The sequence below is a fragment of the Flavobacterium plurextorum genome, assembly GCF_002217395.1.
GTDB classification, from domain to species: domain Bacteria; phylum Bacteroidota; class Bacteroidia; order Flavobacteriales; family Flavobacteriaceae; genus Flavobacterium; species Flavobacterium plurextorum.
The window spans coordinates 22,854-34,769 of record NZ_MUHD01000044.1 but is presented as its reverse complement, the minus strand read 5'-3'; the positions used below and the strand labels follow the sequence as shown (position 1 = coordinate 34,769).

Annotated in this window: 11 protein-coding genes; all 11 read left to right on the top strand. The window is 31.0% G+C overall.

Features of this window, described 5'->3' with window-relative positions; translation table 11 throughout:
- Position 1 precedes the first annotated feature (1 nt).
- From B0A81_RS20070 to B0A81_RS20020, 11 genes are read left to right on the top strand one after another with little or no spacing between them, the layout of a single operon-like run.
- On the top strand, positions 2-661 hold the full coding sequence (locus B0A81_RS20070) for an acylneuraminate cytidylyltransferase family protein (protein ID WP_089059678.1): 660 nt from the start codon (positions 2-4) through the stop codon (positions 659-661).
- An 18-nt stretch (positions 662-679) separates the two neighbouring features.
- Positions 680-1,720 carry an N-acetylneuraminate synthase family protein gene (locus tag B0A81_RS20065; protein ID WP_089059656.1) on the top strand — a complete coding sequence of 347 codons (1,041 nt, stop codon included), beginning with the start codon at positions 680-682 and terminating at the stop codon, positions 1,718-1,720.
- Between the two features lie 7 nt (positions 1,721-1,727).
- The gene (gene neuC, locus B0A81_RS20060) at positions 1,728-2,849 is read left to right on the top strand and encodes a UDP-N-acetylglucosamine 2-epimerase (RefSeq protein ID WP_089059655.1); all 1,122 of its coding nucleotides are present in this window, start codon (positions 1,728-1,730) and stop codon (positions 2,847-2,849) included.
- Positions 2,850-2,885: 36 nt separating this feature from the next.
- Positions 2,886-4,319: an MBOAT family O-acyltransferase gene (locus tag B0A81_RS20055; protein WP_089059654.1), complete on the top strand. Its 1,434-nt coding sequence runs from the start codon at positions 2,886-2,888 to the stop codon at positions 4,317-4,319.
- Positions 4,319-5,200 carry a hypothetical protein gene (locus B0A81_RS20050; protein WP_089059653.1) on the top strand — a complete coding sequence of 294 codons (882 nt, stop codon included), beginning with the start codon at positions 4,319-4,321 and terminating at the stop codon, positions 5,198-5,200. The genes B0A81_RS20055 and B0A81_RS20050 overlap by 1 nt, the downstream gene beginning before the upstream one ends.
- A 9-nt stretch (positions 5,201-5,209) precedes the next feature.
- Positions 5,210-6,589: a glycosyltransferase family protein gene (locus B0A81_RS20045; RefSeq protein WP_089059652.1), complete on the top strand. Its 1,380-nt coding sequence runs from the start codon at positions 5,210-5,212 to the stop codon at positions 6,587-6,589.
- Between the two features lies 1 nt (position 6,590).
- Positions 6,591-7,742: a glycosyltransferase family 4 protein gene (locus tag B0A81_RS20040; protein WP_089059651.1), complete on the top strand. Its 1,152-nt coding sequence runs from the start codon at positions 6,591-6,593 to the stop codon at positions 7,740-7,742.
- A 12-nt stretch (positions 7,743-7,754) separates the two neighbouring features.
- On the top strand, positions 7,755-8,309 hold the full coding sequence (locus B0A81_RS20035; protein ID WP_089059650.1) for a serine O-acetyltransferase: 555 nt from the start codon (positions 7,755-7,757) through the stop codon (positions 8,307-8,309).
- Entirely contained in the window at positions 8,309-9,427 is a 1,119-nt protein-coding gene (locus B0A81_RS20030) for a glycosyltransferase family 4 protein (protein ID WP_089059649.1), read from the top strand. Before B0A81_RS20035 ends, B0A81_RS20030 begins: the two co-directional genes overlap by 1 nt.
- The gene (locus B0A81_RS20025; RefSeq protein WP_089059648.1) at positions 9,424-10,530 is read left to right on the top strand and encodes a glycosyltransferase; all 1,107 of its coding nucleotides are present in this window, start codon (positions 9,424-9,426) and stop codon (positions 10,528-10,530) included. Before B0A81_RS20030 ends, B0A81_RS20025 begins: the two co-directional genes overlap by 4 nt.
- Positions 10,531-11,883: an O-antigen ligase family protein gene (locus tag B0A81_RS20020; protein ID WP_089059647.1), complete on the top strand. Its 1,353-nt coding sequence runs from the start codon at positions 10,531-10,533 to the stop codon at positions 11,881-11,883.
- Positions 11,884-11,916: the final 33 nt, after the last annotated feature.

Below are 11,916 nucleotides of genomic sequence, written 5' to 3'. Positions count from 1 at the left end.
AATGAAAACAATCGCCATAATTCCAGCACGAGGAGGTTCTAAAAGACTGCACCAAAAAAACATAAGATTAATTGGCGGTATTCCTTTACTGGTACATAGTATTCTGTATGCACAAGCTAATAGTGAAATAATCGATGAAATTTATGTTTCGACCAATGATGAAGAAACAAAAAAAATTGCATTGCAATTTGGAGCAAAAGTAATAGACAGACCAGAATCACTATCTGGAGATTTAGAACCAACCGTAACAGCATTGAAGCATGTTTTAGAGTCTATAAATGTCGAGGTTGAAAATGTCATTTTACTGCAGGCTACAAATCCTTTAAGACCAGAGAGTTTATTGAAAGATGCTTTTGAGATATATCAAAAAGAGCGATATGATAGTTTATTTACAGTTTCTGGAAATCATAAAAAATTTGGAAAAATAGTAGATAATAAATTTATTCCTTTTAATTATGAAATTGGACAAAGAAGCCAAGATTTGGAACCTCTTTTTTTTGAAAATGGGTTGCTGTATATTACAAAAGCGAAATTAATTTTTGAAGATATAATTATTTCAAAAGATGCATTGCCATTCGAAGTAAATCATACTTTTGCCAGTGTTGATATTGATACCCAAGAAGATTTTGATTACGCAGAATATTTATTTAAAAACATATAATTGATTTTTACCCCCATAATGAATCCATATATAGAAATTGCAGGCCGAAAAATAGGCCAAGATTATCCGCCTTTAGTAATTGCCGAAATAGGAATTAATCATGAAGGTTCTTTACAAACAGCGAAAGAAATGGTTGACGCCGCCAAGAGAGCTGGCGTTGAGGTTGTAAAACATCAAACGCATATTGTAGAAGACGAGATGTCTGGTGCGGCAAAAAAAGTAATTCCAGGAAATGCCGATGTTTCTATTTATGAAATTATGGAGCGCTGTTCTTTAAATGAAGCAGATGAGTTAGAATTAAAGAATTATGTCGAAAGTCAAGGAATGATTTTTATTTCGACACCATTTTCTCGTGCAGCCGCAAATAGATTACAAAAATTTGATATTCCAGCTTATAAAATTGGTTCAGGAGAATGTAATAATTATCCGCTGTTAGAACATATTGCTTCTTTTGGAAAACCTGTAATATTAAGTACAGGAATGAATACAATTGAAAGCATACAAAAAGCAGTTGCGATATTTGACAAACATAATATTCCAGTCGCTTTACTGCATACAACAAATTTATACCCAACTCCTATACATTTAGTTCGATATGGTGCAATGATCGAAGTTCATGAAGCTTTTCCAAATAAAGTTTTTGGGTTAAGCGATCATACATTGAACAATAATGCTTGTTTAGGAGCAGTTGCTTTAGGCGCTAGTATTCTAGAAAGACATTTTACAGATCATATGCAGCGAACAGGTCCAGATATTGTTTGCAGTATGGATGAAAAAGCATGTCAGGAATTAATTGTTTCAAGTGCCGAAATCGCTTTAATGCGAGGCGGAACTAAAAAACCAGCCCTTGAAGAGCAAGTAACAATCGATTTTGCTTTTGCAACAGTCTGCAGTATTTCTTCAATAAAAAAAGGAGAAGTTTTTAGTAAAGATAATCTTTGGGTAAAACGACCAGGAACAGGAAAAATTTTGGCAGAGCATTTTAATGATTTACTAGGTAAAGTTGCTGTACGAGATATTGAGAATGATGAACAATTAGATTTTTGCGATTTTCAATAGTTTATCAATGAAAAAAATCCTTTTTTTGACAGGTACTCGAGCTGATTTCGGAAAAATAAAATCTTTGATTTCTATTTTAGAAGAACAAAAAGAGTTTGAAGTTTTTGTGTTTGTAACAGGTATGCATTTACAAGAAAAATATGGGTACACGTTAATCGAAATTGAACGATGTAATTTTAAAAACATCCATACTTACGTAAATCATACACACGAAACTACAATGGATTTAACCCTTGCAAAAACAATTGAAGGGTTTTCTGATTATGCAAAAAATATCAATCCTGATATGATTATTGTGCATGGAGATCGAGTTGAAACACTTGCGGGAGCAATTGTAGGATCTCTTAACAATATTCTAGTTGCTCATATAGAAGGCGGTGAAATATCAGGAACAGTTGATGAATTAATAAGACACAGCGTAAGTAAATTAAGTCACATTCACTTTGTCTCAAATAAACAAGCTGAAAAGAGACTAATTCAGATGGGAGAAATAAAAGAATCTGTTTTCACAATTGGTTCTCCAGATGTTGATATTATGTTTTCCAATCAGCTGCCTGATCTAGATACGGTAAAAAAATATTATAATATTTCGTTCGATAAATTTTCGATTGTTATGTTTCATCCTGTTACTACTGAGTTTAATGCAATAAAACAATATGCAGAGAATTTTGTAACAGCTCTTTTAAAGGATAATCATAACTATGTTGTAATTTTTCCAAATAATGATTTAGGAAGTCAGTTTATTCTTGAAGCTTATCAAAAGTTAAAAGAAAACCAGAGATTCAGGATTTTTCCCTCTTTGCGTTTTGAGTATTTCTTAACCTTATTAAAAAACAGTCAATTTATTATAGGGAACAGCAGCGCCGGAATACGTGAAGCACCATATTATGGAATACCAATTATAAATATTGGCACTCGACAACAAAATAGAGCCGTTCACGCTGATATTATCAATGTTGATTATTCAGAAAAAGAGATTCAAAAAGCACTTTCTGTCATTGACTCACATCAAATACCAAAATCAAATAATGATTTTGGACAAGGAAATAGTGCCGAATTATTTCTTAGTTGTCTGCAGAAATCGGATATTTGGCAGCTCAATCATCAAAAACAATTTAGAGATATTTAGATATGTTTCTTTACTAATTTCCACTTTTAAACACTTATGTTTTTCAACTCCATAGCTTTTGCTGTTTTTCTGCCAATAGTTTTTTTATTGTATTGGTTTGTTTTTAATAAAAATAAAAGCACCCAAAATTTTGTCCTAATTATAGCTAGTTATTATTTCTATTCCTGTTGGGATTGGAGGTTTTTATTTTTATTAGTTTTTTCAACCTTCTTAGATTATTACACTGGAATTCAAATTGAAAAAGGGAAATCTGAAAAGAGCAGAAAATTTTGGTTTTGGTTAAGTATTATTGTCAATCTTGGATTCTTGGGAATCTTTAAATACTATAATTTTTTCGCATCCTCTTTCGCAGATTTATTAAGTACAGCAGGATTTAAAGCAAGTCCGATTTTACTAAATGTGATTCTTCCAGTCGGAATTTCATTTTACACTTTTCATGGACTGTCTTATGTAATAGACATTTATTATAAACGAATTAAAGCCGAATACAATTTTGTAGATTATTCCTTGTTTGTAAGTTATTTTCCTTTACTGGTTGCCGGTCCAATTGAGAGAGCAACACATTTACTGCCTCAAGTAAAAGTAAAGCGTGAATTTAATTTTCAAACTGCAAAAGATGGAGTTTGTCAAATTATTTGGGGATTAGTAAAAAAAGTTGTTATTGCTGATACTTGTGCAACTTATGCTAATGCCATTTTCGATAATTATCCAACAATGAACTCTTTCTCATTAATAATGGGAGCCGTTTATTTTGCATTCCAAATTTATGGAGATTTTTCAGGTTATTCAGATATAGCCCTGGGAGTTTCAAAATTGTTTGGTATAGATTTGTTACGAAACTTCAATTATCCATACTTCTCAAGAGATATTGCCGAGTTTTGGAGAAGATGGCATATATCACTTTCATCATGGTTCCGAGATTATTTATATATTCCATTAGGAGGAAGCAAAGGCGGACTTTGGATGAAGATCCGAAATACATTTATAATTTTTATCGTTAGCGGATTTTGGCACGGAGCAAATTGGACTTATATAGCTTGGGGATTTATAAATGCGGTTTATTTTTTACCGCTCCTTCTGGCAAAAAGCAACCGAAACAATATAGAAACGATAGTTTTAAAGAGAGATTTTGACTCTGTAAAAGTAATTCTAAGTATTTTATCGACGTTTATAATTACTTGTATCGCTTGGGTATTTTTTAGAGCACGAACCATATCAGATGCTTTGCTGTACCTGAAAAGATTAGTTGTAAATCAAGATTTTAGTTTTCAGTATTTAGACAACGAAAGATACAATTACGAATTAATACTTTTAATAGGATTATTTGTTACAGTGGAGTGGAATAGTCGTTCTAAGATCGAACCTCTTTCAGGAAAAAATAGCACACTGAAAATTGCATTGGCTATTACAGCAATACTTGCTTTTGGAACTTTCTCTGATTATAAAGAATTTATATATTTTCAATTTTAATGAATCGTTTTTTAACTTATACCGCTAAAATTATTCTAATAACAGCTCTAATTGCAGTTGTTTTGGATGGACTTTATACAGCAGTTTTTTTTCAATCAAAAAATCGCGGAAAAATTGAAACAGTTGTCAATTCTAAATCTCAAAATTACGATGTAGTTATTTTAGGTTCCTCTAGAGCGAATAATCATTTCGTTTCACAAATGTTTGAAGACAAAGGACTAAAAACTTTTAATTACGGAATGAGCGGAGGACATTTATTTGAAGCTTCATTGATGTTGAAATTAATGATCGAAAGAAAATACAAAATCAAAAATGTTATTCTTGAAGCCGATTTAAACTTGTCGAACGACAAAGAGTCTGACGGAGTTTCAGCAAAGTTTTTACCTTACATTCATAATTCAGAAGTAATAAAAAATCAATTTAAATCTCAGGAAAATTTCAATGAGTTGTATTATATTCCGTTTTATAGATTTATAAAGTATGATAGTAAAATTGGTTTTAGGGAAGTTTGCAAGATTATTAAAAATGAAAAAACAAATGCATTAGACAACCTAGGTTATTATCCATTGGAGAAACATAAAAATGGCAATATGAAAAATAATATTGTCAATTTAAATCCGCTTCCGAATAATAAATATTACGAAGAAATTAAAAATATCTGTAAAGCAAATAACATCAATTTTATTGCAGTAATGACACCAATGTGCGAAAACGTTGTGGGAATGAACTATTTTGAAAAAGTTAAAAAAGCTTATCCAGAAATTCATAATTACGAGAATATCGTTAGCGAAAATAAGTATTTCTCTTCTTGTGGACACATGACTGACGAAGGAGCTAAAATTTTTACGGATAAAATTTTAAAAGATTTTTTTAATAAGTAAGGTTTTATAATGAAGAAAAATAAAATTTTACTGCTTTTTCCAGATGGAGTTGGAATTAGAAATTACCTTTATTCGAACACCTTTACTAATGTAAATGAAGAATTGGTTCTGTTTCATAATTTTGATCCAGAGACGGTAACAGCAATTAAGAAAAATGCTGCAATAGAAGGCGAAATCGCAATTCCTGGTTATAATGAATCTGTAAAGGAAAAATTTCTGAGAGAATTAATTTGTTTATCTAGATTGTATTACAATCATGAGCAGATGAAAAATCCAACTTTGTTAACCAACTGGAATTGGAATCAAAAGACATTTTCTAAAAAGATTTTCTACAAAACAATTGAATGTATTGCTCCTTTTTTTAAAAAATATTCTAGAATTTTAAAATTAGAGAGAAAATATCAAAATGCTCTTCGTCAAAATCCTTTTTATGATGAGGTGAAAGCAATTCTAAAAAAAGAACGGCCAAGTATTGTTTTTTGTTCTCATCAAAGAGCTTTAAAAGCGGCAACGATATTTGCGGCAGCATCAGATTTAGGAATTTCGACAACAACGGTAATTTATTCTTGGGACAATCTGCCAAAAGCACGTTTAGCTTTGAGAGCTGATAATTACTTAGTTTGGTCAGATCATATGAAAAAGGAGCTGAATATATATTACCCTGAAATTTCTCCAGATAAAATTTCTGTTACGGGAACACCTCAATTTGAGTTTTATGAAAAATCAGAGAATATAATCGAGAAAGAGATTTTTTATAAAAGACATAATTTAGATCCCAATAGAAAAATAATTTGTTTTTCGGGAGATGATCTAAAAACTTCTCCAGATGATCCAAGTTATTTAAAAGATCTTGCTCAAGAAATTATTAAAGCAAATTTACAGCATCAATATCAAATATTACTTAGAAGATGCCCAGTTGACTTTTCAGGAAGGTTTGATGAAGTTGTAAATGAATTCAAAGATTTAATAAAAGAAGCTTCGCCATTATGGTATTTTAGTAAATCAAAAGAATGGAATGCTGTTTATCCATCTTTCGATGATGTAAAATTGCTTGTAAGTACAGCTTTTTATTCAGATATAGTCGTAAATGTAGGCTCAACTATGGCTTTTGATTTCTGGATGTTTAACAAACCTTGTGTATTCATTAATTATGATCAGCCGAATAAAAAAGAAGAAGACTGGTCAGTAAAAACGATCTATGAGTTTCAGCATTTTAAGAGTATGACAAATCAAAAAGCTGTTATTTGGTTGAATAGCAAAGAAGAGATTTCAAAAACAATAGTTTTAGAAATCAACCAAAATGCAGCAATGGAACAATGGAAAGAGAAAGTACTTGGAGATTATAAAAACGCATCAAATAAAATAAGACAAAAACTAATTGCTGTTTAATATGCATATCTGTTTCATAACAAACGAATTTCCTAAAATAGGATTTCCTCATGGCGGAATTGGCAGTTTTGTCAAAACACTAGCAGCAGCATTAGTCAAACAAGATGTGAAAGTATCAGTTGTTGGGATAAATTATATTGCAAAAGAAGAAACTGAAATTGTTGAGGGAGTAGAAATTCATAGATTAAAAAAGAATAAAGTAAAAGGGCTTACATGGTATTTAAACTCCCAATCGATCAATAATAAAATTAAAGAAATCCATCAAAGAAATCCAATACAAATTATTGAAACATCGGAGCTTGGTCTTGCTTTTATAAATAAACTGCCAGACATAAAATATGTCATACGTTTGCACGGAGGACACCATTTTTTTGCTGAAAGCGAAAAGCGAAAAATTGATAAATGGAAAGGCTTTCAGGAAAAAAGATCTTTTAAAAAAAGCGATGCATTTATAGCGGTCTCGCATTATGTAAAAAATCATACTGAAAAGTATTTAAGTTACCACAATAAACCATTAGTATATATAAGTTATCCAATCAATACGGATGTTTTTAAACCTATAGATGCAGATAAATCTGAAGACAAAATTGTTTTTGCTGGTACCGTTTGCGAGAAAAAAGGAATCCGACAGTTGATTCAAGCTTTTCCGTTAGTAAATAAAGAGTTTCCTAACGCTTCATTAGAAATTTATGGAAGAGATTGGTTTTTTCCAGATGGAAGTTCTTATATACAGATGCTGAAAGAAAAGGAATTGCCCCAACTAGGACAAGCAGCAAATGATATCCATTTTCACGGAGCGATTGCTTACGCAGATATTCCAAAAGCATATGCAAACGCTGCAGTTTGTGTTTTTCCGTCTCATATGGAAACTCAAGGTCTTGTTGCTCCTGAAGCAATGGCTATGGAAAAAGCAGTAGTTTTTACAAAATACGGACCTGGTCCTGAAACCATCGAAGATTATAAAACAGGTTTATTATGTGATCCATATAATCCAGAAAATATTGCCGAGAATATTATTTGGTTTCTTTCTAATAAAGAAGAAAAGAAAGCAATAGAAAAAGCCGCTAGAGAGTTTGTAGTTAAGAAGTATGGCTTAAATGATATAATTAATGAAAACATTATTTTTTATCGATCATTAATTTGTAAAGTTTAGAAAATCACAGTGATGAATTTATTTCAACTTATAAAATCAGATTATAAAAAGTATAAAAAGTACGGAGGTAATTTTCTTGGAATTGTATTTTTTACTCAAGGTTTCTGGGCTGTTTTTCACTACAGAATTGCCCATTTTATATATTCAAAAATAAAATGGCAGCCATTTAGATTCTTGGGTTTATTCATTTCGCGGATTAATCAAAAAATTATTGAAATTACTACTGGAATATCAATCCCTGCATCTGCAAAAATTGGACATTCATTTTATATTGGACATTTTGGCGGCATTATTATTAATGCAAAAGCCGTTATAGGTGATAACTGTAACATTTCGCATGGAGTGACAATAGGCGTGTCTGGACGTGGTGAAAAACGTGGAGTTCCAGTTATTGGCAATGAAGTATATATTGGTGTCAATACAGTAGTGTCTGGGAAAATTGTGATCGGAAATGGAGTTTTAATTGGAGCTTGTTCTATGGTCAACACCTCAGTTGAAGACAATGCAGTAGTTTCAGGAGTTCCATCTGTAGTGATATCAAATAACGGTTCAAAAGGTTATATTTAATGAAATTACTAGTTGTTTCATCAGCGCCATTTATTACTAAAGGAAAAAAAACGTATGCTTATGGACCATATGTAAAAGAGTTATTGATTTGGCAGAAATATGCAACAGAGATTTCTTTTTGTTGTTCAACTTGGGAAAAAACAAATGGATTATTGATAGATGAAGTTCCATTTGAATTTAAAAAGCATTACCGCTTAATTGATTTTAATTTAAATAGTTTTGGTAATATTATTAAAAGTATTTTTTGCTCTATTCTAAACGCATTAATTATTTTTAAAGCAATGTATCATGCCGATCATATTCATCTACGATGCCCAGGAAATATTGGATTATTGGGATGTTTTGTTCAGATACTTTTTCCAAATAAAATAAAATCGGCAAAATATGCTGGAAACTGGGATCCTAAAAGTAAACAGCCGTGGACATATCGTTTGCAAAAGTATATTTTAGCTAATACTTTTTTAACCCGAAATATAGAGGTTTTGGTGTACGGTGATTGGGACAATCAATCTAAAAATATAAAAACATTTTTTACTGCAACGTATTTAGAGGCTGAAAAAGAATTGATAGTAAAAAAAGGAATTGATCAAACAATTGAGTTTGTATTTGTAGGCAGTTTATTTGAAGGCAAAAATCCTATGTATGCTGTTAAGTTGATTGAGCAACTTGTGAAAAAAGGAAATAAAGCTGTCTTAAATTTATATGGAGAAGGAATTGAAAGAGATTCTTTAGAAAATTATATTGAAGAACATCAACTTCAAAATATTATTATTTTACATGGTAATCAAGATAAAGAAACATTAAAAAAAGCCTATCAAGAAAACCATTTTGTTATTTTACCGTCAAGGAGTGAAGGATGGCCAAAAGCTGTTGCAGAAGGAATGTTTTGGGGCTGCATTCCAGTTGCCACAAAGGTTTCATGTGTTCCTTTCATGTTGGATTATGGTGAAAGAGGTATTTTGCTTACTATGAATTTAGAGAATGATCTAATGCAAATTCAAAACGTTTTTAGAGATAAAAATGAGTTTCTTGAAAAAAGCACATTAGCATTACAATGGTCACGTAATTATACTACGGATGTTTTTGAATCTGAAATAAAAAAAATATTGATTAAATGAGAATTGTACAAATTATAGATTCTCTTGAGCCTGGCGGAGCAGAACGCATGGCGGTAAACTATGCTAATGTTCTAAGTGAAAAAATCGAATTTTCAGGTTTGATTTCAACCCGAAAAGAAGGATTGCTTTTAAATCAAATAAATAAAAAGGTCTCTTATTTTTTTTTGAATAAAAATAAAAAAGTTGATTTTATAGCTGTTCTAAGATTAAGAAGATATCTTAAAAAGAATCGAGTAAGTTTGATTCAAGCTCACAGTTCTTCATTTTTTACAGCTGTTTTGGTTAAAATTATTTATCCAAAAATTAGAATTATCTGGCATGACCATTATGGGATTTCTCAAGATTTAAATTTACGTAAAAATTTAGTTTTAAAATTTAGCTCATTTTTTTTTAGCGGTGTAATCTCGGTAAATTCGCCATTAAAAAAATGGAGCGAATCATATTTATGGTGTTCAAACGTTAAATATTTTCCGAATTTTGTGAGCGATTTGCCTAGCGTGGATGAAAAGTTTTCATTGAAAGGAGTTAAAGGAAAAAGAATTGTTTGCGTTGCCAATTTGCGTCCTCAAAAAAATCATAATTTGTTGATCGAAACCGCAAATGTTATTAGGAACCAATTTCCAGAATGGACTTTCCATTTATTCGGAAAGGATTTTTTAGACTCGTATTCAGAACAATTAAAGCAAAAAGTTAAAGATTTAAAACTTCAGGAAAATGTTTTTTTTTATGGAACAGTTAATAATATTGGCGATGTTTTAAAAAGATTTGATATTGGAGTTCTACCATCACTTTCAGAAGGTCTCCCTTTGGCAGTTTTAGAATATGGATTACATAGCCTGCCTGTAGTCGCGACGAATGTTGGAGAGATTTCAAAAGTAATTATATCTGATAAATATGGATTAGTCGTGGAGTCAGATAATTTAAATCAGTTAGTACATTCAATTCAAACATTAATTGAAAATAAAAATACTAGAATAGAAATGGGAATGCAATTAAGTAAATTTACAGAACTGCACTACAGCCAAGAATCAATTATTAAAGAATATCTTTTCTGGTTAGATTCGTTGTCTATTTTTGTCGTGCGTGATAATTTTTTTGCATAAATGAAAAGTAAGTTGTCTTATAGTTTTCTATTATTAATTCATGCTGCAATCGCTCTGGCAGTTTTTGTTTTGCCTTTCTTGTCAATGCTTTATGCAATTTTAATCCCAGTTATAGGGTTCTTTGTTGTTTTTAGAAGTAAGAATAAGAATAATGAGGTTCTTTATGTTTGTGCTTACTTGATAGGTGTTGAGGTTTTTTTGCGTATGACAGGTGGTAACTTCAATAATGAATATGTTAAAACACTAGTTGTCTTTTTCATGTTAACGGGGATGTTTTATAGTACTGTTTCAACCAAATCATTTGTTTACTTCTTTTATTTATTGCTGTTAATACCCGGAATTTTCGTTTCAATAAACACGGCTGATTTTAATATAGATATTAAAAAAGCGCTGGTATTTAATTTATCAGGACCAGTTTGTTTAGCAATTTCTTCAATCTACATGTATAAAAGAAAAGTCCTGTTTACAGATTTACAAAATGTTATTCTTGTTATTGGACTTCCTATTGTTACAACATTAGTATTTATTTTTTTATATAATCCAAGTGTTAAAGATGTTGTGACAGGTACACAATCTAATTTTGAAACTTCCGGAGGATTTGGTCCCAATCAAGTTTCGACTATTTTGGGGCTTGGAATGTTTGTCTTTTTTTCGCAATTGGTTTTGTTTTCAAAATCAAAGAAAACGATCGTTTTAAATGCAATTCTTTTGATTTTGGTTAGTTACAGGGCAATTGTTACCTTTTCAAGAGGAGGTGTCATGACTGGAATTGTTATGATTGTCTGTCTTATGGTTGTAATTTATTACTTTTCGAATTCGCATGGAAAAGCAAAGACAGGTTTAATTATAATTCTAGTTGGTCTTTTAGGAATTGGTATTTGGGGATATACTTCTTCACAAACAAGCGGATTAATCGAAAAAAGATATGCTAATCAAGATGCTAAAGGAAGGGAAAAAATAGACAGATTGGGAGGAAGAGAAGCTGTTATGGAAGCTGATCTTAAAATGTTTCAAGACAATCCTATTACTGGAGTAGGAGCGGGAATGGGAAAAGAATTGCGAAAGGATTCTTTGGGACAGGAAGTTGCTTCTCATAATGAAATAACAAGAATGTTAAGCGAACATGGTTTACTAGGTATATTTGGATTATTGATACTCCTTATTACTCCATTTGTATTATACATTAATAATCGACAGCATTTGTATTTTTTATCTTTTTTTGTTTTTTGGCTTCTTACCATAAATCATGCGGCTATGCGAACAGCAGCGCCTGCATTTGTGTATGCTTTGACACTATTATTTGTTCAAATAAAAACTCCAGAAAAAGCAGAAAATTCGGTCGAGAAAGTTTAGGTTTTTTATAATACATTTGCCTCAGAATAAAGC

Bases quoted from the DNA above. Each gene is read 5' to 3' on its own strand.
- B0A81_RS20030 (WP_089059649.1), top strand. From the start codon at position 8,309: ATGAAATTACTAGTTGTTTCATCAGCGCCATTTATTACTAAAGGAAAA.
- B0A81_RS20035 (WP_089059650.1), top strand. From the start codon at position 7,755: ATGAATTTATTTCAACTTATAAAATCAGATTATAAAAAGTATAAAAAG.
- B0A81_RS20055 (WP_089059654.1), top strand. From the start codon at position 2,886: ATGTTTTTCAACTCCATAGCTTTTGCTGTTTTTCTGCCAATAGTTTTT.
- B0A81_RS20070 (WP_089059678.1), top strand. From the start codon at position 2: ATGAAAACAATCGCCATAATTCCAGCACGAGGAGGTTCTAAAAGACTG.
- B0A81_RS20050 (WP_089059653.1), top strand. From the start codon at position 4,319: ATGAATCGTTTTTTAACTTATACCGCTAAAATTATTCTAATAACAGCT.
- B0A81_RS20025 (WP_089059648.1), top strand. From the start codon at position 9,424: ATGAGAATTGTACAAATTATAGATTCTCTTGAGCCTGGCGGAGCAGAA.
- B0A81_RS20020 (WP_089059647.1), top strand. From the start codon at position 10,531: ATGAAAAGTAAGTTGTCTTATAGTTTTCTATTATTAATTCATGCTGCA.
- B0A81_RS20045 (WP_089059652.1), top strand. From the start codon at position 5,210: ATGAAGAAAAATAAAATTTTACTGCTTTTTCCAGATGGAGTTGGAATT.
- neuC (WP_089059655.1), top strand. From the start codon at position 1,728: ATGAAAAAAATCCTTTTTTTGACAGGTACTCGAGCTGATTTCGGAAAA.
- B0A81_RS20065 (WP_089059656.1), top strand. From the start codon at position 680: ATGAATCCATATATAGAAATTGCAGGCCGAAAAATAGGCCAAGATTAT.
- B0A81_RS20040 (WP_089059651.1), top strand. From the start codon at position 6,591: ATGCATATCTGTTTCATAACAAACGAATTTCCTAAAATAGGATTTCCT.